Raw genomic sequence first — 23,440 nt, forward strand, 5'->3', positions numbered from 1 at the left:
AAGCATAATATAATGATAAAAAAGGTACAGAATATAACTATTTTTTTACTTCTCTCTACATTTTGGCTACCAAATGTATTAGTAGCCCAATCCAACAAAACAGGATGGGAAAGTTATGAGTATGTACATGATTCAAATCCCTGGCTGCATTCTAATAATGCAGCAGGGCTTTATTCTTTCACCGTCAATAGTCTTTCATATGCAGAAGTCTATTTCGGCAAAAATAACGGTAAATTCACTAATTATTTCCAATCAGACAATAGTTTCGAATATGGAGGCGAGGTTAAATCCCTATACCGTCTGAACCCGAAAACCGTTTTTTATGGAGAGGTAAAATACAATCGTTTCGAAGGTAAAAACATGGGGGGATCGTCATTCATCGACCCATATAAAAATCCATTCAATATAGTAGAGTTTGCAGATAGCACACGAGGAGATAAGGCTTTAGACACATACCGGCTTACAGGAGGTTTTAGCGTCGAACTTTTGCCGAAATTAAATATCGGAGCAAAGCTCGACTATAAAGCATCCAATTATACTAAGTTCAAAGATTTACGTCACGACAACAAGGAGATGGATTTAACATTCTCTTCAGGAGCCATTTACCGTATATTTCCATTCTGGGAAGCAGGAATTAATTACACATATCAGCGCAGAGTAGAAAATATACGATTTCAATCATACGGAAATAAAGATCAACAATTTAATTCATTAATAGACTTTGGCATTTTCATTGGTTATCAGGAATTATTTAGCACCGGTAGCGACTATACAAAAAAGGATTCCAAAGGTGAACCTTTATTTGAAGAACATAATGGAGCATCGCTTCAGTTAAATTTTACACCTACTTCACAAATACAATTTCTCAATGAACTAACAGCCAAATGGCGCGACGGATATTTCGGCAGACGAGGGACTTCTTACAGAGTATATACAGAACACGATTCAAAGATAATTGAATACAGAGGAAACTTATCTTTACTAAACAGGAAGAACAAACATATACTTTCATTTAATATAAATAAGGAATCACTCATCAATAATGAAAACTCTTTTCAGAAAAGCACGTTACCAAATGGAGAAACTGTTATCAAACATGTTGCACAAACCCCAATATTGGATAAAACTATCTGGAAACTAAGGGGAGCCTACACTGCATATCTTGGAGTAGAAAACTACTTGCCCACATGGATATTAAACATTAATGCTGCCGTAAATAGTATGAAACAAACGGTTTCCTTTTATCCTAATTACCGGAAACAAGATATTAATCAATGGTATGCAGCAGTATCTGCCAGTCGTAATATCATAAAATCGAGAAACCAATATAGTTTTACTCTTGGATTTAGTTATCATTCGGGAGGAGGAAACGAAAAGAAAGATGGAACCTACGATCCTTCTGCCCAAGGACAATCCAAAACAGTCAGTTTAGATCGTTATATCTATCGAGAATTCGAGTACCTTACTACGGAACATATTCAGGGAAATATTGGATTTCGCTATTCAAGATTGCTTCCTAATAAAATGAAAGGATACGCACAGTTTAATTATGCTTTGACAAATGCTTTCTCGCCCCAATATATTGGCAAAACCTTCAATGAACTATCTTTATCGGTAGGAGTTGGATTTTAGGGAACGACTAAGAAAAGAAATCACTAAGAATAACTATCACAAAAGAATCAGTAATGGACACAATCATTCAATGTGACCAAATAACCCACTATTATGGGGCGAAACTTATCTATAAAGATTTAAGTTTCGAGGTCAAAAAAGGGAAAATACTCGGTTTACTTGGAAAAAATGGAACCGGAAAGACCACTATTATTAATATTCTCAATGGATATTTGCGCCCACAATCAGGTATGTGCCGAATCTTTGGAGAGGAGATGGAACATTTTACTCCACAAACCAAAGCTCGCATAGGACTTTTACTTGAAGGTCATATCCAACATACATATCTCAATGTTGTACAAATAGAGAAATTCTATAGCAAGTTTTTCCCTAATTGGAACAGAGATGCTTATTATGAATTACTAAAAAAGCTACAAGTAACGAAAACCCAGAAGATAAGCACTATGTCTTGTGGACAGCGTTCTCAAGTAGCTTTAGGACTATTATTTGCACAAAATCCCGATTTGCTTATCCTCGACGATTTCTCTATGGGACTAGACCCCGGCTATCGCCGTTTATTCATTGAGTATCTAAAAGAATACGCAACAGCCGAAGATAAAACAATTTTTCTCACATCTCATATTATTCAAGATATGGAAATGCTCATTGATGATTGTATCATTCTCGACTATGGCAGAATACTTCTTCATCAACCTACAAGCCACATCATGAATAAATTTAAGCGATATCGTTTTACTACCGAAACAAATGAAATTGGCACTATAGAAGGGCTATGGAATACTGAACAAATAGGTTCGGCTTGGGAAACTTATTCCTTTGACGGAATAGAAGCTGTAAGTCAGAAATTAGCTTCTTTCAACACAAACAATATAAAAGAAGAGGCGCTCACACTAGAGGATGCTTTCATTGGTTTAACAGGTAAATATTAATAAGAATATGATACAAGCTCTTTTATTAAAAGAATGGATTAAAACCCGACGTGTGATTACATTGATTGGGGTTATCTTTGTTGCCCTGATTATTTACTCATTGATAAACACTGGACAACAATTTCGTGTAGGAGGCGCTGTACAGACTTGGGCAACTGTTATCCTTAAAGATATGCCTATTCTGCCTAGCTTTACTCAATGGATACCTCTTCTAGCAGGTCTTCTATTAGGCATTGCCCAATTTGCTCCCGAAATGCAGGATAAACGCCTAAAATTAACTTTGCACCTGCCTCTCACTGAGACTAGGATTATGATTACTCTACTCATGTTCGGCGTAAGTATATTGTTGTTTATATTTTCACTAAGTTATCTTATATTATCGTTTTCTTTCTCGTTCTATTATCCGAAAGAAATCATAGAAAGTATGATATGGAACAGTTTACCACACCTATTTGCCGGAGTGTTCGGATATTTACTAGCGTCATGGATAAGCTTAGAGCCAGTATGGCGTCAACGGATAGGATATGCATTAGCTTCTGTTGCATTTCTTTCCTTCTTGTTTATACGCTCTGCTTCGGGAGCTTACGCACCTTTCATTCCGTTTCTGACAGTAATACTGATTGTCTGCTTTTTCTTCCCATTCTACTCTATGTATCGCTTCAAGGATGGAGCACAATAAAGGAATATCAACCTATAGAAAGTTACAAAAATGAAGTTGAAAAATATTATCTATATAGCAATACTACTATTCATTACACTAATTGGGATGTGGGCCGTTCCTGCCTTGATACATAAAGCAACATATACATCCGACCAGTATCCCTTTGTCTATTACAGTACTATATTGAAAGATATTGGTATAATTGATTATAAGAACAAAAAGTTTCCGATGGAGGATTTGAAGGGGAACAAGTATAATACGGCACAGTTTGATTCTCTAATGCCAATGCTCAACTATCGTCAACTGATGACCGATGGAAAACTACCTGACAGTATCAATGGACAAAAAATAACTCCGCAGATACTTCGTGCTAAATCTGTGGTCTATAAATATAAACCATCAGATATAAATACGCTGGTTAATGGGCTTTATATTTTATTCGAAACCATGCCTAAACGTGTAGGGCTAGAAATCCCAGACGATGTGTTCCGTCTAAAAAACAGCATTGAGTTTATTGATGCACAAACAAATACTTTAGAAACAGAGAAAAGCCAACTTTTCCAACAGGCTTTTGATAAGGAAGGTTTTCAATATCCTGCCCAATGGCTTGCTGGAAATCCAAATCCACGCAAACCCTACGATGAAGGATACTTTGTATTGGATGCTAATAATCAACTATTTCACATAAAGATGGTTAATGGCCGTCCTTATGTAAAAAACACAAAGATTGGAGAAAAAATACAACCTGTTTATTTCTCAATGCTGGAAGTTGCAGACAAACGGTTCTATGGCTTCCTTTTCAGTAAGCAAGGTGAAATCTATATTATCGAAAACGATGGGTCCAAGTACAAAACCGTAAAACTGGATATAGATCCGATAGATATACAAAAAGACGAAGTAATACTGATGGGTAATATGTTTGACTGGACAGTTTCCGTTGTTACACCTCTTGCTAAAAAGAATTATGCACTAGACTCTGAAAGTCTAAAAAGAATTGCAGAGCACACTATAGATCGTACATCCGGTAAATGGGATGCAGTATCAAAATGGGCTTTTCCATTATACTTGACATTCGAAAAATCAGAAAGTAGCTATATACAACCTTATTTCCACTATACAGGTATTTATGGGTTTATTGTAAATATAATTTTAGGATTATCAATTATTATCTTTGTCTCAGGTTCTCCCAAGAAAAAAATCTTCAATGGGATATATATTCTTTTAACTGGTGTAGCAGGCTTAATAGCCCTATTAATATTGCCTAATTCAAAAAACAAATAAAGTATATGAAAAAAATGATGTTCTTAGCCATAGTGGCTATTTGTCTCGCCTCTTGTACAAGCAAAAGTGCAGACAACAAAGGAAATGATAGTGATTCAACTTCTGTAGCTCAAGTATCAGATCTTGCTGTTTACCCTTTAGACAGTCTTCTTGCGGTAGCTGATCAGCTTGTCGACAAAAAGGTAACTGTGAAAGGTAGTGTAACTCACACGTGTAAACATTCAGGCAAACGTTGTTTCATTGTAGGAGATAATGAAAACGTATCTATGCGCGTAGAAGCTAAAGGTAATATTGGAGGATTCAACCGCGAATTGGTAGGTTCGGAACTGGCAATAACAGGTATTGTAAAAGAACGCCGCTTGACTAAAGAATATATAGACCAATACGAAAAGGATGTAAACGACAAGAAAGTAAAAGAAGATGGTTCTGCCGAAACATGCCAGGCTGAGCTTTCCAATATCAATGAGATGCGCGACTGGATGAAGAAGAACAATAAAGATTATTACGCCATTTACTACATGGATGGAGAAGAATTCAGTATCGTCGAGCAATAAGAGCTTGCGCCGTTGGGCGAGGATTATCCATCGAGACTTAGGCTTCTTGATGGTCGGTGTCAGTCTGGTTTACGCAATTTCAGGAATCTTGCTAAACCATATGAATGGTAAAGATCCTGCTTTCCACACTGAAGAGGTAACATTACAAGCAGAGAAAGGGCTCAATTCTGAAGAACTGACATTCTGGTGGAATGACAGGAAAGATGTACCTCCTTTACGCAAAATACTACCAATTGATGATCAGCACCTACGACTAATGTTGGAAGGTGGAGTTGGTGTTTACAATGCAGATAGCGGAACACTCGATTATGAAAAACATAGCAAACGACAGTTTGTTTATTGGATAAATAAACTGCACTACAATCAAGTGAAAGGTTGGAGTGTGATGGCAGATTTCTTTGCCGTATCCCTTATTTTCTTTGCTCTATCCGGTCTGATCATGGTAAAAGGAAAGAATGGTATTGCAGGTCGAGGAAAGTGGTATTTACTACTGGGCTTTATAGTTCCCGTTCTTTATATCATACTTTCTTAACCTCTGTTTCTATACATAATAAAGTGCCCCGTGAAAGTCTACTATAGCCCTTTTATGGGGCATTTTGTGTAAATCCCAACTTCAGTAACAATTCAGCCTCTTCTTTTGAATCATTCTTAATTGTATATGCCAGATACTCTCTGCGCAACGGATATTCGTTTCTCAGTTGTTTAAAAGAGTGAGGAGATGCTGTAAGAGCAGAATAATCTCTCATTGGATTGTAAGTGTTCAATATTGCATCATATACCCTATTCTTCGAATCTAGTTTATCCAAATCAATAACAGGATTCTGAGGTTCCGGCTCCACAACATTTACTATAGGAGTTTTGTCTAAATTATAAAACTCAGCAATAGATTCTAACGACATACGAGTTGCATTGGCTTTACCATCAGCAGAATAGCCTGCAATATGAGGGGTTGCAATATCTACCATTTGCATATATTCCAAATCTATCAGAGGTTCATTCTCCCAACAATCGACAATAACTCCTGATATCAAGCCTTTCTTTACAGCCTCTTTTACTGATTTCGTATCCACAATAGCACCTCTGGCAGAATTGATGATGAAAGGTTTCTTTGCCAGAGATTCAAAAAAGGCTGTATTTGCCAGATGATAAGTTTTATAGTCACCTTCCCGAAACAATGGTGTATGAAATGTTATAATATCTGCTTCTTCCTTTATTCTTTCAAGACTGACAAAGTCTATACTATCTTCAGAAAATTGGCGAGGCGGATCATTTAACAGGACTTTCATACCCAAAATCTCACAAGCTTTTGCTACTTTCTTGCCAACATTGCCGACACCAACTATCCCTATCGTTTTATCTTTAAGGTCAAATCCCTTTTTGCGAGATAATACAATCAACGAAGAAACAATGTATTGCATCACTGAGCCGGAATTGCACCCCGGAGCATTTCGCCATGCAATACCATGTGTATCGCAATAGGTAGTATCAATATGATCATATCCTATCGTAGCCGAGCAAATAAGCTTGACCTTTGTCCCTTCCAATATCTCCTTGCCAAAATGAGTAACTGTACGCACAATCAGAGTATCTGCATCTTTGATAGTATCGTAAGAAAAGTCTGAACCATCAAGATATGTTACATCGCCATAATACTCTGCAACACCTCTTAGGTAAGGTATATTTTTATCTGCTATTATTTTCATTAGTCAATATATGAAAGGTTTCCTTTACTGAATCTATCTCCGATATTTCTCTGTCTGCAACAAGAGTTCCTTTGTCCAAAAGGATCAGGCGAGAGCAGATGTCTTTTACCTCGGATAAGATATGAGTCGAAAACAAAATAATTTTATCTTTTGATATATTTATTAGTATATTGTTCAGGCTTTCTTTCTGATTAGGATCTAGCCCCGAAGTCGCTTCATCGAGAATAAGAAATGTAGGATCGTGAACCAATGCCTGAGCAATTCCTACCCGTTGCCTGTTTCCACGCGACAAGTCTTTAATTTTCTTTCTATATTCTTTCAGCAAACCGATTTCCTCTATAACAAACGCTACCCTGCTCCTATCCACCCTATACAGATCAGAGACATAGGTCAGGTACTCTTTTACATACATATCTTCGTACAAAGGATTATCTTCTGAAAGATATCCTATACGCTGCTTCACCATAGAAGAGCCTTCTAAAAGATTTTCCTCAAAAAATGTTACAGAGCCTTTGTCAGGAGAAACAATGCCCGACAGTATCTTCATAAGAGTAGACTTTCCCGCCCCATTCACACCGAGCAAGCCAACAATCTCTCCTTTGGTCATAGAAAAACTCACATCGGACAATGCTTCTATATCTTTATATGACTTTGAAATATGTTCTATTGTTATCAAGACTACATCAATTTTAATTGAGCGATTCTTTCTTTTAGTTCCAGAGTACAATTTTAACTAAAACCTGACAAACTTGTACATCTTTATAATACTTTTTTCATTTGCCATTATCCCATCTTATTGGCTTTGCCTAAGCCTCCCATTCGGGGCAGGTTGGAGGGTCTTTTTAACTAAAACCTGACAAAGTTGTACTCTTTTTCATCTATTTTTTACTTGCTATCTTTTCCACTTTATTTACTGCTGACTGATCACCGCTAACTGATCAACATATAGATAAAGCTTTGAGAAATAATATTCAGCTGTATAAAATAAGCAATCTCTCCGACAAATATCAGAGAGATTGCATTCTTTATATCTTTTTTCTGAAAGATTAAGCCCTTGACCTCAACTCTTTATCTAAAGTATAGATACCGAAACCATTATCTTTAATCATTGTAAGAGCATCTATATACCCTTGTGCTGTAGATTCTTCTTCTACTTGTTCATCTACAAACCATTTCAGAAAACTCTCTGTAGCATAGTCATTCTCCTCTTTTGCAAGAGCGACTAAACTATGAACCATTTTAGTTACCTCTTTCTCATGCTTGAGAGTATCTTCAAATGCCGCCAACGGTGTTTTCCACGACTGCGGCACTTTAGCCACCGGCTTCAATTCTACAGATCCACCTCTTTCTATTATATAGCTAAAAATCTTAAGAGCATGTCCTTGCTCTTCGCTAAACTGAGTATTGAACCAATGAGCAAAACCGGGTTTTCCGTCAGCTGCAAAATGAGCAGACATAGACAAGTATAGATATGCAGACCAAAATTCTGCATTAATTTGCGCATTCAGCGCAGCTTCCATTTTTTTACTTAACATAATGATGATATTTTGATGATTATAATATTGCGAACAATATGGAATACAATATTACAAATATATTGTCACGTTATCAAAAAATATAGATATTTGTTAATACAATATCGAAAATAACTATATCATTCGACAAGGGCTTTTATTAGAATCTATCGTAAGGAATCTCTTTTCTGTACAAAATAGATATATATTTGCAGGGGAAAATAATAATGAATGAGAAAATATTGGCAAATACTCCGAAAATATAAAAACAGTCTCTTGATAAGCCCTTTACTTATCACAATTGCTGTCATTTGCGAAACGATACAGCCATTATTTATGGCTAAGATTATAGATAATGGAGTGATGACAAAAGACCTTTCGGTAATCGTCCATTTCGGAGCATACATGGTAGGAGTATCTGTTGTCGGTTTAATTATGAGTATTATTAATGTCTCTGTTTCTTCGAAAGCCTCTATTGGCTTTGGTACAGATCTCCGATCATCTCTTTTCGACAAAATACAGCAACTTTCATTTACCGAAATAGACAAATTTAATTCAGCATCATTAATAACCAGACTCACCAATGACATATCCCGTATACAACAAGTTGTACTAATGTCGATGCGCATCATGCTTCGTTCGCCACTAATGCTGGTAATGGCTGTCTTTTTTGTTATCAACATCAATACTGATTTAGCCCTTATTTTGATAGGAGCTATTCCTGTGCTGGCAATCAGTGTGTATCTCATTCTGCGTAAAGGATTCCCGATGTTCATGAAAGTACAGCAAAAGATAGACCAGCTAAATGCTTTTGTAAGGGAAAATTTGATAAACATCCGCGTAGTCAAATCTTTTGTAAGAGAAGATTACGAAACTGAGAGGTTCGAAAAACGAAGCGCAGATTTAAGAGATATGGTAATAAATGCTTCTAATATTGTAGTCTCTATATTTCCTGCCATGCAGCTGATAATGAACATATCTGTTATTGTTATACTTTGGATTGGTGGGGAAAAAGTTATAACCGGAGAACTCAAAGTAGGAGAATTGATATCATTCGTCAACTACCTTGTACAAATACTCATGTCTCTCATGCTACTTTCTATGGTCATCATGGGAATAGCACGGGCTTCGGCCTCATCGGAACGAATACTCGAAGTATTAAACACTGAACCATCCTTAACAAACACACGGGAAGGACTAACAAATACTCATACAATATCTGATGGGGACGTTGAATTCAACAAAGTATTCTTCCGATACAGCGGCGGAGAAACAGACGTATTAAAAGATATTAGTTTCAAGGTAAAAAAAGGGGAGACTATAGCTGTAGTAGGAGCAACAGGGGCAGCAAAAAGCTCTATGCTTCAACTTATTCCCCGGCTATACGATACAACCGCAGGAGAAGTAAAAATAGACGGGGTGAATGTAAAAGATTACAATCTGGACGAACTACACTCCAAGATAGGGATGGTACTCCAGAAGAACGAGTTGTTTACAGGCACCATCATAGAAAATCTCCGTTGGGGAAAGCCAGATGCTACGAAAGATGAAATTGAAGAAGCTACAAAGGCTGCTCAGGCACACGATTTCATCATGTCTTTTTCTGATGGCTACGACACTATGCTCGGACGTGGAGGCATCAATATATCGGGAGGACAAAAGCAGCGCATCTGTATAGCCAGAGCGTTATTAAGAAAGCCTAAGATTCTTATACTAGACGATAGTACAAGTGCAGTAGATACTGAGACCGAACAAAGGATACGGCAGAACCTGAACAGTTTATTGAATGATACTACTGTATTTATCATTACTCAGAGAATCAACACAATGCAATCGGCCGACAGAGTTATTGTACTCGACGATGGCGAGATCAATGCAATAGGAACTCCTGCCGAACTAATAGAGAACTCTGATATATATCAGGACATTTACAACTCACAACAAGTCGCATTTTGATATATGGCACACGGAGATAGTTACAAACAAAGCGGAAAAGCTGTAGAAGGACGAAAGACTTTCAGGAGACTGATATCTTATGTGGCATGCGACAAGGGTTTACTCTTCGTCATAGGCTTTCTTATTATAGTGAGTATCGCATCCAGCTTGCTCGGCTCTTACATGCTGCGCCCAATAATCAACGACTACATCATTCCCGGAGACTTTAGCGGACTGGTGAATATACTTCTCTTTTTGGGTATTGTATATCTTACGGGGGTAGTTGCAACCTATATCCAATACAGGCTATTGAATAAGATAGGTCAACGAACCGTTACCCGTATGCGGAGCGACCTCTTCAGAAAGATGGAACATCTGCCTATAAAATACTTCGACACACATCAGCACGGCGATCTGATGAGTCGGTACACAAACGACATAGATCAGGTAAGTAATGCTCTTACCGACAGCCTCTCCGATATGCTCTCAAGTGCTCTGATGGTAATTGGTATCTTTATTTTGATGCTTTACATCAGTCCTATACTCACACTTGCCACCCTTATTACTGTTCCAATCATGTTTTTCAGTGCAAAAACCATTGTAAAGCGTAGCCGTAAATACTTCAAAGCACAGCAAGAGATTTTAGGTGAAACCAATGGCTACATAGAAGAAATGATAAGCGGGCAAAAAGTAGTTAAAGTATTCGGACACGAGAAACAGGTAGAAACAGATTTTGAGGCCTTAAACCAGAAACTGAAAGACAAATCGCAGAAAGCTCAATTCTACTCGGGAATGATGATGCCCCTGATGCAAAACCTAAACACTTTAAACTATGTAGTGATAACTATAATAGGAGCCTTGCTTGCCATTTTCAGAGGTTTCGATGTCGGTGGACTAGCTGCATTCCTTCAATATTCACGTCAGTTTGGGCGACCGATAAATGAACTGGCCAGCCTCTACAACAGTATTCAGGCTGCTATTGCAGGAGCCGAACGCATATTTCAGGTGATAGACGAAGAACCCGAAGAGGCAGACAACAGCCATGCAAAAACCTTGACCAATATTAAGGGGGATGTAAGGATGCAGGATGTATATTTCGGCTACAAAGTAGAAAAGACAATACTGAAAGGTATATCGTTACATGCTTCTCCGGGAATGAAAATAGCGTTGGTCGGTGAGACCGGTGCAGGAAAAACAACAATACTAAACATGTTGCCCCGTTTTTTCGATATACAATCGGGAGAGATAACAATAGACAGCATATCAATACAAGATATAAAGAGAGACAGCCTGAGACAATCCATGGCTATTGTACTTCAAGACACCCACTTGTTTACAGGTACTGTATGTGACAACATTCGCTTTGGGAGGCTAAATGCAACAAAAGAAGAAGTAGTACAGGCAGCAAAACTGACAGCAGCTCATTCTTTCATCAAACGCTTGCCACAAGGTTACGAAACTCAGTTGGAAAACGATGGAGCCAATCTTAGTCAAGGGCAAAGACAACTGCTCAACATTGCACGGGCAGCAATAGCCGACCCGGCCATTCTCCTTCTAGATGAAGCCACAAGTAACATAGACACCCGGAGCGAAATACTCATTCAAAAAGGATTAGATAAATTAATGGAAGGGCGCACCAGCCTGATTATAGCACATAGGTTATCTACCGTAAAAAACGCAGACAGGATACTCGTATTGGAACATGGACAAATTGTAGAACAAGGAAGCCATAACGAACTGCTGGAGATGAAAGGGAAATATTATTCGTTATACAAAGAACAATTTGAAGAGGAATAATAAACTTTATTTCAAATATATACAAACAAATTTTATTAAAAACTTTTAGATTAACGTGAGCATTATCCGCTAAGTATTTTTAACCATACAACGTACTCTCATATAAAATAAACTTGTACTTTTGGATGCAACTTTTTCAACTATAGATAAAAATGAAAGAAAACCACAAAGTCCCCTTTAGTGCTCTGGGGGTTGTTTTAGCAATTGGAATTGTATTTGGTGATATAGGAACGTCTCCTTTATATGTAATGAGGGCGGTACTAAATGCACTTCCGGCAGGACAGCTAAGCAGACCCGATTATATACTGGGGGCTGTATCGTGTGTTATATGGACTTTAACCATACAAACAACTCTCAAATATGTTATCATTACTTTAAGAGCCGACAATAAAGGAGAGGGGGGAATCTTATCTCTGTATGCCCTTATACGCCAAAAATACCGTTGGGCTTATATTCTTGCAGGTATAGGAGCAGCGACACTCCTTGCCGATGGAATCATTACTCCTGCAATGACAGTAATGTCTGCTGTAGAAGGCTTAAACACAATAGCACCTCATATTCCTGTTATACCGGTTACTATCGCTATAGTACTTGTTTTATTCCTTCTTCAACCCTTCGGTACAGGATCTTTAGGCAAATACTTCGGCCCTTTGATGATTGCATGGTTTACCATGATGGCTGCGGTCGGCCTAAGTCAGCTAATACATGACTTCAGTGTATTTCGGGCTTTCAATCCTATGTATGCAATCAATTTTCTGATAGAGGTTCCACAAACGATGTTCATACTGGGAGCTATATTCCTCTGTACTACAGGAGCAGAAGCATTATACTCGGATTTAGGGCATTGCGGATTAAAAAACATACGTATATCATGGATATATGTAAAATCGGCACTGATAATAAACTATCTGGGACAGGCTGCGTGGATTATCAATAGTCATCATGTAACACACGACATCAATCCATTCTTTGCTATGATGCCCGAATGGTTTAGCCTCATCGGAGTATTGATGGCAACATTAGCTGCTATAATTGCTAGTCAGGCACTCATAAGCGGCTCTTTTACTGTAATTAGCGAGGCAATATCCCTCAACATATGGCCTAATGTAAAAATACAATATCCGACCAATATAAAGGGACAATTATACATACCATCCATCAATTATATGATGATGATATTATGCATAATCATTATTCTTACCATGCAGTCGTCGATGAAACTGGAGGCTGCATACGGACTTGCCATCACCCTAAGTATGCTGATGACTAGTGTACTGTTATTTCTTTATTTTACAAAAAACAACAAACCTCTTTGGTTCAGCATACCGCTTACACTATTCTTTGTCATTATTGAATTCAGTTTCTTTATAGCTAATATGCAAAAGTTTGCGCATGGAGGCTTTGTTCCTATTTTGATAGCCAGCGTACTTGTATTCCTTATGTATTCGTGGTACAACGGACGCGGAATAAAACGTCATTATACAGTTTACGATCAGGTCGATGATCAGTATATTAATCAGATACTAAAGATAAGCGAAGATACCTCCATCCCTAAGGCTGCAACTCACCTTGTATATATAGTGAAGGCAAACAATAAAAACTTTCTTGAAAGCAAAATCGCTTATTCACTATTTAAAAGAACGCCAAAAAGAGCAGACACATATTGGTTCATAAGAATAAAAAGGACAGACGAGCCTTATGAGTTTAGCTACGAAACGACAGTCTATGCCCCTAAAAAGATATTCAGGATCAATATCCGTGCAGGTTTTAAATTGGGTATTCACACCGACAAGTATGTAAATCTAATAGCCAACGAACTGGAACGTCATGGCTTAGTTGACCTCAACAGTCGCTATCCATCTATGCTGGAAGCGACAGAAAAACGTGGCGACTTTAAATTTATGGTAGTAGACCGAATTTTCCGCAATGTGCACATGAACCCTTCACGCCAAATTACTCTGGGTTGCTATAACTTTGTAAAGAAACTGACTACATCCGACACACAGATGTACGATATAGACCCATCTTTAGCCGAAGTGGAAACTGTTCCTTTGCGTCAACTCGATCATACCGAGGAGCAACTAAAAGAACTGCTGAATCAGGCCAACGAAGAGTCAGAAGCGTAAACCATCGAGGAGCTTGACATAAAGCTCTATAGCCTCACGAATCTCACTCAATCGAATATATTCATTGGCGGTGTGAGATCGGGCGGAGTCTCCCGGACCCATCTTTAAAGTAGGAAAAGGCATAAACGTCTGATCCGATAAAGTCGGTGAACCGTAAGGCTCTTTCCCTATCATTATAGCTCTTTGCACAAACGGGTTTTCGAGCGCTATACGGGAAGAATTCAATCTGAACGAACGAGGCTTCACTTCACAGTCTGTATACTTGTTTATAATCTCATATACCTCCTGATTACTGTACAATTCATTAGTTCGCACATCGACAACAAATTCGCATTTGTCGGGTACAACATTGTGTTGTGTGCCTGCATTTATCATCGACACAGTCATTTTTACAGGTCCCAACAAGTCGCTATCTTCGGGAAATCGGAATGTTCTGAACCACTCTATATCTTTCAATGCTTTATAGATCGCATTATCTCCTTCATCACGGGCAGCGTGTCCTGCTTTACCATAAGATATACAATCAAGAACAAGTAGCCCCTTTTCGGCAATGGCAGGATTCATTTGGGTCGGCTCTCCTACTATACCGAACTCTATTGCGGGTAGTTCAGGTACAACAGCTTCCGCCCCATCTTTACCCGAAACTTCCTCTTCACACGATGCAAGAAACAACAGGTTGTAATCTTGTTTCTTAGCTGTCAGCCAAAAGAAAGCATGCAAAAGGCACACAAGGCTGGCACCGGCATCGTTACTCCCCAGACCGTACAATATATCATCATCGGTTTCGGGAACGAAAGGATCTTTAGTCCAACCAGATACAGGACGTACAGTATCCATGTGGGAGTTGAGTAATATTGTTGGCTTATCAGAATCAAAGTCTTTGCTTTGTATCCACAGATTGTTACCTTTCCGTTGTGGCTCAAATCCCATACTTTTCATAGAGGCCATAATAATTTCGGCAACATTATGTTCTTCTCTACTGAAAGAAGGGGTGCTGATCATACTTTTCAACAGGTCTACAGCACTGTAATACAAAGAATCTATATCTTGTTCCATATTGTTTTTAACTAAAAAGTAACGAAAGTAACAGTTTATATCTATTTCTTTACTGTCACCTCTTTTTGCTATCTTATTTCTAAGGTCTTAGACCTATTTATTATCCATCCAAATAATAACATTTACTGTTCGTTATAATTTAAAGATGTTACATTAAATTTTATCTTTTACTTATATAGATAAAATCTACTCTATCCTATTATCACTTCTCCAACTTTCAGATCGAAAGGGGTCGTTATTTTTATATTAGAAACCTCTCCTTCTACAAGGTGAACATCAATCCCAAGCTCTTCCACTACCGAAGCATCATCCGTAAAGTAATCTTTAAATTCTACTTCATAAGCAGCTTTGAGTATATCGGCACAGAAAACCTGTGGAGTCTGGACTAAACGTATTATGGTACGGTCAATTATCCTACTTCTTTCTTCATTTACCATCTCACGAAGGCTATCGGTAGAATTGATAGCCGGAACAACAGCTTTAAACTCCTTTGCCGTTTCGAAGCAACGTTTTATAAGATCGCCGGAAACAAAAGGTCTTACCCCATCATGCACTCCGACTAATCCACTTTCAACCATAGCCAGTCCATTTTTCACTGAATGGAAACGAGTCTCACCACCTGTTGCTACAATGTGAGGAATCTCAAATCCATATTCTGTGCATAAGCTCTCCCAATAGTCCTGATGAGATATAGGGAGTACCAATACAATATTCATCCCTTTATCGAAAGTATAGAAGGCTTCTATAGTATGCATCAGAACGGGCTTACCTGCCAGAGGAATAAATTGTTTAGGCAAATCGCCTCCCATCCGTAAGCCTTTACCTCCTGCTACTATAATTATATTATTTTGCATTATTCTATTTTATCCAGTATTTTCTGAATTTCCACATTCGTCTTCTGCAACTTATCCTTACAGAACTTAATAAGGGTTGCTGCTTTTTTTACTTCATCTAATAATATATCCACATCCAGATCCTCGTTTTCGATACGATACATTATATCCTGCAACTCCTGCATTGCCTCTCCGTATGTTTGTTCTTTCTTAGCCATACATTTATTATTCTAATATTTTACTCAACAATATAGCTATAAAGCCTATTATCGCAGCAACAATCACCAATGCTTTTACTTTCTCTACGATGGTGTATTCTTGTCTAAGCATAATATTTACCTCATCGTGTTTGTCTATATAATATGCCCTGCGTCCTTCGCCTTCGACAAAAGCCAACCCATCGGAAAAATTATGGACTTTCTTATACTGAACAGGTACTACCAGCTCATTGTTTTTATTTACAAACCCCCATCTCTTTCCAATACATACAGCAGCCAGTCCATCAGAGAAGAAACGCATTCCATCATACTGGAACGGAATCTTCACTTCTCCTTCTTGGTCAACACATCCCCACTTTCCTCCTTGCTGCATAGGCAAAAGCCCATCGGAATACTTATATGCAGCATCATTGTAAATCAAAGGGATTACTTCCTTTCCTTCTTTATCTACAACTCCGTATTTATCATCAATATCCACTACCATCAACCCTTCGTTACACTCACCGACAGAATCGTATATAAAAGGTACTACAACATTACCAAGAGAATCAATACAGCCGGCTTTCCCGTCCAGATAAGCCTCAGCAACACCTTCTTTGAAGGCTATAATATCATCATATATAAAGGGGATTACTTCCCTACCCTGCTTATCTATAACTCCGGCTTTTCCTTCTTTGAAAACCACACATAAGCCCTCACTAAACCAGTTGACTTCTTCGTAAGCCAATGGAATGATAAGTTCTCCCGATTTATCTATAAATCCCCATTTACCATCCTGCATAACGGCACAAAAACCGTCAGAAAAAGAATCGGCTTCGTCATAACCGAGCAGATCAATAACTTCGTTACCCGACTTGTTTATAAAGGCTTTATTTTTCCCATTCACAACATAAGCCAATCCTTCGGTAAAGGGATAAGCCAGATTGTACCTGCACGGTATAATCAGCTCGCCTGATTTGTCTGCATATCCTATCCCCGACCGTGTACCAATCTGCACGAATCCATCGCTAAAATCGAAAGGAAACAGATACGATAATGCTTTTTTATTTATATTCTTCATAGTTGTTTACTATTGAATTTATTTCTCCATCGGCAAATACAGTCGTTATCTTATCACCAACAGCCAACACATCTTTTGTTTTCACTATCTGCCCATTCTTAATAGTCATAGTGTAGCCTTTTTTCAGAATATTTTCCGGTGAAGACAACTCCAAATATTTCTCAAAAACTTCTAATTGAGACAGTTCTTGTTTCATTATCTGCTGAGTGTTTTTTTTCAGAGCTTCTTCTATATAATCTATTTTTTCTGAAAAAGTTCTGGTATTTTGTTGCATCCTCTTAGTCAGTAAATCCCGATATCCGGCAACCTTATTTTGATTGTCTCTCAATATCCGCTGTAAACCTCGAAACAAGAAATTATTTACCGAAGAAAGAATAACCTCTTGTTCTCTGTACCAGCGTTTGAGTACAAAGTTATTCTGATTTTCAAAAACAGCAAGCCTTGTCTCTTCATCCTGTAAGCGACGAGAAGCAGAAGTCACGATGGAATGAGCTATTTCCTCCAACTCTTCTGCGGCGTCCACCATATTATCAATCAAAAATTCAGCCACAGCAGTAGGCGTTTTTGCCCGTGTATGAGCTACAATATCTAATACTGTTTCGTCACGCTCGTGACCAATTCCAGTAATTATAGGTAGAGGAAACTGTGCACAACTGGCAGCCAATAGATAAGAGTCGAAACTGCTAAGATCGGAGGTGGCTCCCCCCCCCCTGATAATTACCACAGCATCGAAGTAATCCATATATTCATAGATACGTTCCAATGCTGATATTATCGAACTCTCCGACCTTTCTCCTTGCATAATGGCCGGAAACAACTTGGTATAAAAACCAAATCCTTGACTATTCTTCTTCAGTTGATCCTGGAAATCTTCATAGCCAGCTGCTGTGGGAGAGGAAATAACAGCAATTCGATTGGTAGGAACAGCCAGTTCCAGCTCTTTATTGAGATAGAGTACTCCCTCATCTTCCAATTGCTTTAATATTGCAGCCCTGTTCAGCGCCTGATCTCCTAATGTATATCCGGGATCTATATCGTGAACCGTAAGACTAAGTCCGTAAAGTTCATGATATTCGATACTCACCTGCACCAACACTTTCAGCCCCGAAGTGAATGGCTGTTTGGTTGCATTTTCAAAATACGCTTTCAGCATGTAAAAAGTATTTGCCCAGATCATTCCTCTGGTCTTAGCCAAAAGCGTACGTCCTTTACTATCTTTCTCTATAAACTCCAGATAACAATGGCCATTCTGATTTACCCGCACATCGCTAGTCTCGGCACGCATCCAAACCATCTCCGGCAAAGAGCTGGAAAGAACTCCTTTTATCAGACTATTTAGTTCGTAGAGAGAGATTGCTTCACTCATTTTCTCTTTGGTTCTGCTTTTAAGGGTATTATTACAGTCTTTTGTATATTTTTCTGATTAACCTTGCTTCGGGCTAGTTCCATAGCCTTTTTCATATCAGGAATACCGTAGCCGTAATCTTCATTAAAAGAGTCGTATCTGTCAGAAGACTGTCTCACAATATTTATTATCTCTCTATTATTCAACTCCGGAAAAGCTTGCCAAAGACATGCTACCATACCACACATAATGGGGGAAGAAAAAGACGTTCCACTACTACGACTAACGAGTCCGTTATCATTAACGACAGTAGAACCGACACCTAAAGCCATAACATCGGGCTTCACTCTCAGATCGGCTGTCATACCTCTCGAACTAAAACGAGCAACAATCGAATCGCGCTGGACTGCTCCTACAGTAAGCACATTAACAGCATCGGAAGGAGGGGTTATTTTTCTCCACTCCGAATCACCCGAATTGCCTGCACTTATAACAAGAAGCATCCCCTTACTTGCTGCCTTATTTGCTGCCCGTGTAATAAAGGCAGTTCTACCATCAAGACTTGCATGAGTGTAACTATAGGCAGGGTTATCGAAACTATTATAGCCAAGAGAAGTATTCACAACATATACGCCCACACTATCGGCATATTCGACAGCAGCAGCCCAATAGTCTTCTTCGACAGGAAATTCACTCCTCGAATCTTCTGTATTCAGTAGCCAAAAGCTAGCCTCAGGAGCAGTACCAACAAACTGCATAGGCTTATTAGTTCCGATACACGACAAAACGCTTAAACCATGTTGATTAGCATTAGAAAAAAGATCCTGATGCTGATATATGAACCCTTTAGTTCCTTTTATATCAAGGTTATTCAACATTTCAATTTGCGGAAAATGATTAAATCCTGCATCAATAACTGCAATGTCCATTCCTTTACCTTTATATCCGGCATCGTGAAGATATTGTCCGTTATTAAGCTTAATATTATCAAACCCTTTTCCATAATAATTTCCGAAAGAGACTGTCTCCTCAGCAGGATAGTTAATAACAGAATCTGTTTGCATTTTATCAACAGCAGCAGCCCCTTTCCATACAAAAATGGCTTCAGCAACAAATGGTAGTTCTTTCAATTTATCTACTAGCAAAGAATCTTCACAGTGAACAGTTATTGATGACAACCATTTACTTTTCGATGCTATCGCTCCACCCAAAGATTCTATAGTTTTGATATATTTATCGGAAACAGGCAAATCAGTCGAATCTATTGCTATTCCATATTTAGCTCTTCTCTCTATTGCTTTGACAGACAAAAATTCTTCGGGCTTATCCAGCGAGTAATGTGTTTGTCCTTTATCTTTCAGTAATAAACGAAATTTATAATGATATTCCTGTGAAAAAAGAGATACAGAAGTTGCAAGAACACATATTAGCAATAGATTTTTCCTCATAACAATATTTTGTTTTGTACAAAAATACAGATAATAGTTCTTAGTTCATTATTTGTATCTATATTATTACACTTATTAAGTTCTTGCGCAAAACAAAAATGGAATGTGCCAAAGTTATTTAGCACACCCCATTTCTTACCCATTAAAAACCAATTAATGCTTATTTACCTACGTGTATTATTGCCTTTCGATTGTTTTGCTCTATTATTATCAGTACTTACTTTATTCTTTGAGCTGCTATTCTCTTTAGCATTATTTTTCTTGTTGTTTTTATTTCCGAAATTGTCGTTATCCACCCAACTGTTACTATTGTTCTTACTGGTATTGTATTTACTATTGTTACTATAACGGATCGCTTCCTGTGTTTTGTTTCCCTTATACATAGAATATGATTTCTTATGGGTCTTATTCTGTTGCCATGGCTGATTGTTATTTACCACCACCTTGTAAAGACTGTAGAGATCATACTTACTATATTTATCCGGTAAATATCTGTTTGAAATCCAGTTACTACCCGACTGATAATAGAAAAGAGAATTATTTATATCAAAATAAACATTGATATCCGGGAAATAATAATATTCTGCATAGTCGTATCCCACAGGTCCCCAAGCAGGCTGTTTGTCCAGATTTACATTTATATTAATATTCTGAGCAGAGACGGGATTGACAAGTCCTATTGCAAAAATTAAACTGAGGGCTAATATTAACTTTTTCATAATGAATAACTTTTAAAAATCTATATTCAAAAATACAGATGCTTATTTGTTGGCACAACAGTAATCGACAAACAAGCTATTTTGATCTATAGAAAAAGAATATCCCCCCCTTAAACAACGAAGAGGGTGTCACCTATTTCCGGCACACCCTCAAACCATATATCTAAATCTGATTATAGCAGATTACCTATCTTAAAGCCAAGAAACACTGTACGAGGTAAGCTTGGCCCATAGATATAAGATGGATCTCTATCGATACCCTTGTCAAAGTCAGACTGGAAAGAATTGAATACATTCTTCATTCCGACAAACCATTCTACTGTTACTCCACCTGTGATCTTCATATCGTAATGAAACTTAACACCTGCATCAAAAAAGGTTTTAGACTTTTTCAGTTCTGCCCTTTCCTCATCTTCATCCGCAGCCCTATCAGGATTTATAACAGGGGCATTGAGACCAAAGTACGGCACGAGCATTTTCCCAGTATAGTTCCCGGTAAGAGATACTCCAAAATTGCGAGCAAATTCCCAATCCATTGTAAGAAAACCATAGTTATCCGGTGTACGAAAAAACTTCTTTTCTCCGAATTTATCATCTGCTATTTTGTATCTACTGGATTGGACTGTAAAACCTGCAGCAAAATTAAGCTTTTCGGAAGGCATTATTTTCACTTCCAGATTCAATCCCTGTACAACGGCTCCTCCTTTAGAATTTTCCCGAGTATAGATAACAACACCTTCAGCGTCTTTTTCCCCTATATCGTTACGAAAAGGATTATGTATTTTAGTATAAAAACTTTCGACCAAAATATTAGTATTAACCGTACCGATAGGTTTATTGAAATCGAACGATAATGTAACACTTGTACTATTTTCCTGCTTAAGATCCGGAGCATTCTTATTTATCACTTTGCGTGAGCCGGATGTTTCTATATGTAAATCTTCGTCAAAGACCTGAGGTGCTCTATATCCGCGCGACACACCCAAACGAGTTTGGAAATCGGAAGTAATATCATACATCAAACTGGCACGAGGCACAAACACTGTTCCGGATTTGTCACTGTCTCCGGCTTTATCATTTACCGAATAATGTTCAACCCTTGCTCCGGCAAGAAACTTAAATTTACTAACCTTTATTTCATATTGAGCAAAAGCTCCTGCTGTAGACAAAGACTGATCGGAAACAATGCTGTTAGGAATATGTTCTCCGGTAAGTTTTCCATCGCTGTCAACTTCAGGATAGCCTAGTTTCTTATCTTTCAGATGCGAACTTGTATATTCCACGCCACCCACTATTGTGGACAGGTCTGTAACCGATGCCTTATACTGAGTACCCAAATTATATGTCTTATCTTTAGTATTACCATAACCATCGAGTGCATGGTTCGCACCATAATATGAATCCCGGTCAATATACTGTCCTGAAGCAAAAACGGTAAGTAAATCACTTTCTCTCAAATATTGTTCAAAAGTAAGAGCCCCTGTTTTCATATCATGTTTGACCGATTCGGAAATATCTCTTTCATGGTGTGGATAGTCTTGTTTGTTTCCTCCATTGCGTTCCTCTCGTATATTGAAAAAGTCTAGGCTAAGCTTGCTCCGATAACCCGGACGATGAAATATGCGTGTACCTATTACAGTATTTTTCATAGGAGCAATCTCTGAAAAGTCATCTCCATTGGCATCGAACATTTTTCGGTCGCGCATATTTCCAAACACAGCAATCCCGGTCTTATGATCATCAGTAACCAGAGAAGCATTGAAAGTAGCATTATAATCGGCAGTAGGCCCATTAGAGCCGCTTACACCTGTTCCAATCAGAGATGTATTAAAACCTGCTTCGAATGAATTCCTTTTGGGATCTTTTAGTATAAGATTTATTGTTCCTGCAATTGCATTAGATCCATAAAGAACAGATCCTCCACCCCTCACTACTTCGATACGTTCGAGCATATTGGCTGGTATCAGCTCCAGTCCGTACACTCCTGCCAAACCACTGAATATAGGACGACTATTAATCAATATCTGAGAATATGGGCCTTCAAGTCCATTCATTCGCACCTGAGAGAATCCACAATTTTGGCAATCATTCTCATAGCGAAGTCCTGTACAATAATTCAGACCTTCACCTAATACGACAGATTGGGTGGTTTCGAGCATTTTTGTACTCAATGTATTTACAATTACCGGAGCTTCCGATCTCTTCTGTGAGGTACGGCCTGCGGTGACAACAACTTCACTGAGTTTAAGTGCATCTTCTTCTATTTCGAAGTTTACCTCTATCGACTTTCCTCTTTTTAATTCTATTTCTTTTTCTTGAGGCTTAAATCCAATCCCTTCAGCAATTACTATAAATTTTCCTTCGGGCAGATTCTTCAAGGCATAATGACCGGTAGCGTCTGTAGCAATACCAATAGTTGTATTTTTTATCACAACATTAATATATGCTATGTGCTCTCCTGTTTTACGATTGGTTACATGTCCAAAAATATTTGCATCGGTAGGTGCCAGACTAGCATTCGAAGAGATATAAAACACTGTAAAAATGAATAATAGGGCAATTTTACTTTTCATATAGATAGTTGTTTAGCGGCTGCAAATGTATAAAAAAAAGCTCTTTCTCCAAATCA

The 23,440-nt window shown here is 38.1% G+C and carries 20 protein-coding genes; 9 read left to right on the forward strand and 11 right to left on the reverse strand.

The window, feature by feature from the left end:
* Positions 1 to 12 precede the first annotated feature (12 nt).
* The 6 genes from BGC7_RS12580 to BGC7_RS12605 are packed head-to-tail and all read left to right on the forward strand — an operon-like array spanning position 13 to position 5,589.
* Positions 13 to 1,632 carry a DUF6850 family outer membrane beta-barrel protein gene (locus tag BGC7_RS12580; protein ID WP_050701953.1) on the forward strand — a complete coding sequence of 540 codons (1,620 nt, stop codon included), beginning with the start codon at positions 13 to 15 and terminating at the stop codon, positions 1,630 to 1,632.
* Between the two features lie 53 nt (positions 1,633 to 1,685).
* The gene (locus tag BGC7_RS12585; protein WP_050701954.1) at positions 1,686 to 2,561 is read left to right on the forward strand and encodes an ABC transporter ATP-binding protein; all 876 of its coding nucleotides are present in this window, start codon (positions 1,686 to 1,688) and stop codon (positions 2,559 to 2,561) included.
* Between the two features lie 7 nt (positions 2,562 to 2,568).
* The gene (locus BGC7_RS12590) at positions 2,569 to 3,240 is read left to right on the forward strand and encodes a hypothetical protein (RefSeq protein WP_050701955.1); all 672 of its coding nucleotides are present in this window, start codon (positions 2,569 to 2,571) and stop codon (positions 3,238 to 3,240) included.
* 30 nt (positions 3,241 to 3,270) lie between these two features.
* Entirely contained in the window at positions 3,271 to 4,503 is a 1,233-nt protein-coding gene (locus BGC7_RS12595; RefSeq protein WP_050701956.1) for a DUF4857 domain-containing protein, read from the forward strand.
* A gap of 5 nt (positions 4,504 to 4,508) precedes the next feature.
* Positions 4,509 to 5,057, forward strand: coding sequence for a hypothetical protein (locus BGC7_RS12600; protein WP_050701957.1), 549 nt, complete (start codon positions 4,509 to 4,511; stop codon positions 5,055 to 5,057).
* The gene (locus BGC7_RS12605; RefSeq protein ID WP_050701958.1) at positions 5,026 to 5,589 is read left to right on the forward strand and encodes a PepSY-associated TM helix domain-containing protein; all 564 of its coding nucleotides are present in this window, start codon (positions 5,026 to 5,028) and stop codon (positions 5,587 to 5,589) included. The genes BGC7_RS12600 and BGC7_RS12605 overlap by 32 nt, the downstream gene beginning before the upstream one ends.
* A gap of 52 nt (positions 5,590 to 5,641) precedes the next feature.
* Here the strand turns inward: BGC7_RS12605 and pdxB are convergent, their stop codons facing one another.
* The 3 genes from pdxB to BGC7_RS12620 form a co-directional block, all read right to left on the reverse strand.
* Positions 5,642 to 6,760 (reverse strand): 4-phosphoerythronate dehydrogenase PdxB, encoded by a 1,119-nt coding sequence (gene pdxB, locus BGC7_RS12610; RefSeq protein ID WP_050701959.1) that lies wholly within the window; start codon positions 6,758 to 6,760, stop codon positions 5,642 to 5,644.
* Positions 6,741 to 7,436 carry an ABC transporter ATP-binding protein gene (locus BGC7_RS12615; protein ID WP_050702077.1) on the reverse strand — a complete coding sequence of 232 codons (696 nt, stop codon included), beginning with the start codon at positions 7,434 to 7,436 and terminating at the stop codon, positions 6,741 to 6,743. The genes pdxB and BGC7_RS12615 overlap by 20 nt, the downstream gene beginning before the upstream one ends.
* Before the next feature lie 370 nt (positions 7,437 to 7,806).
* Positions 7,807 to 8,295, reverse strand: coding sequence for a ferritin (locus tag BGC7_RS12620; protein ID WP_050701960.1), 489 nt, complete (start codon positions 8,293 to 8,295; stop codon positions 7,807 to 7,809).
* Positions 8,296 to 8,505: 210 nt separating this feature from the next.
* Between BGC7_RS12620 and BGC7_RS12625 the strand changes: the two genes are divergently transcribed.
* From BGC7_RS12625 to BGC7_RS12635, 3 genes are all read left to right on the forward strand, one after another.
* The gene (locus tag BGC7_RS12625) at positions 8,506 to 10,230 is read left to right on the forward strand and encodes an ABC transporter ATP-binding protein (RefSeq protein ID WP_050701961.1); all 1,725 of its coding nucleotides are present in this window, start codon (positions 8,506 to 8,508) and stop codon (positions 10,228 to 10,230) included.
* Positions 10,231 to 10,233: 3 nt separating this feature from the next.
* Positions 10,234 to 12,006 carry an ABC transporter ATP-binding protein gene (locus tag BGC7_RS12630; protein ID WP_050701962.1) on the forward strand — a complete coding sequence of 591 codons (1,773 nt, stop codon included), beginning with the start codon at positions 10,234 to 10,236 and terminating at the stop codon, positions 12,004 to 12,006.
* 152 nt (positions 12,007 to 12,158) lie between these two features.
* Positions 12,159 to 14,132 (forward strand): KUP/HAK/KT family potassium transporter, encoded by a 1,974-nt coding sequence (locus tag BGC7_RS12635; protein WP_050701963.1) that lies wholly within the window; start codon positions 12,159 to 12,161, stop codon positions 14,130 to 14,132.
* On the opposite strand, the gene BGC7_RS12640 is transcribed toward BGC7_RS12635, so the two are convergent.
* From BGC7_RS12640 to BGC7_RS12675, 8 genes are all read right to left on the reverse strand, one after another.
* Positions 14,121 to 15,188 carry a M20 family metallo-hydrolase gene (locus BGC7_RS12640; RefSeq protein ID WP_050701964.1) on the reverse strand — a complete coding sequence of 356 codons (1,068 nt, stop codon included), beginning with the start codon at positions 15,186 to 15,188 and terminating at the stop codon, positions 14,121 to 14,123. The two genes, BGC7_RS12635 and BGC7_RS12640, sit on opposite strands and share 12 nt — an antisense overlap.
* 191 nt (positions 15,189 to 15,379) lie before the next feature.
* Complete coding sequence (locus tag BGC7_RS12645) at positions 15,380 to 16,042, reverse strand: 2-C-methyl-D-erythritol 4-phosphate cytidylyltransferase (RefSeq protein WP_050701965.1); 663 nt, start codon at positions 16,040 to 16,042, stop codon at positions 15,380 to 15,382.
* Positions 16,042 to 16,239 carry an exodeoxyribonuclease VII small subunit gene (gene xseB / locus BGC7_RS12650; protein ID WP_050701966.1) on the reverse strand — a complete coding sequence of 66 codons (198 nt, stop codon included), beginning with the start codon at positions 16,237 to 16,239 and terminating at the stop codon, positions 16,042 to 16,044. Before xseB ends, BGC7_RS12645 begins: the two co-directional genes overlap by 1 nt.
* Positions 16,240 to 16,246: 7 nt before the next feature.
* Positions 16,247 to 17,299 carry a WG repeat-containing protein gene (locus BGC7_RS12655; protein ID WP_050701967.1) on the reverse strand — a complete coding sequence of 351 codons (1,053 nt, stop codon included), beginning with the start codon at positions 17,297 to 17,299 and terminating at the stop codon, positions 16,247 to 16,249.
* Positions 17,283 to 18,665, reverse strand: a complete 1,383-nt coding sequence (xseA, locus tag BGC7_RS12660; protein WP_050701968.1) for an exodeoxyribonuclease VII large subunit — start codon at positions 18,663 to 18,665, stop codon at positions 17,283 to 17,285. Before xseA ends, BGC7_RS12655 begins: the two co-directional genes overlap by 17 nt.
* Positions 18,662 to 20,092 carry a S8 family serine peptidase gene (locus tag BGC7_RS12665; RefSeq protein ID WP_050701969.1) on the reverse strand — a complete coding sequence of 477 codons (1,431 nt, stop codon included), beginning with the start codon at positions 20,090 to 20,092 and terminating at the stop codon, positions 18,662 to 18,664. The genes xseA and BGC7_RS12665 overlap by 4 nt, the downstream gene beginning before the upstream one ends.
* A gap of 164 nt (positions 20,093 to 20,256) precedes the next feature.
* Entirely contained in the window at positions 20,257 to 20,811 is a 555-nt protein-coding gene (locus tag BGC7_RS12670; RefSeq protein ID WP_050701970.1) for a hypothetical protein, read from the reverse strand.
* A 173-nt stretch (positions 20,812 to 20,984) separates the two neighbouring features.
* Positions 20,985 to 23,384, reverse strand: coding sequence for a TonB-dependent receptor (locus BGC7_RS12675; RefSeq protein WP_050701971.1), 2,400 nt, complete (start codon positions 23,382 to 23,384; stop codon positions 20,985 to 20,987).
* Between the last annotated feature and the right edge of the window lie 56 nt (positions 23,385 to 23,440).

Source organism: Dysgonomonas sp. BGC7 (assembly GCF_001261735.1).
In the GTDB taxonomy this organism is placed as follows: domain Bacteria; phylum Bacteroidota; class Bacteroidia; order Bacteroidales; family Dysgonomonadaceae; genus Dysgonomonas.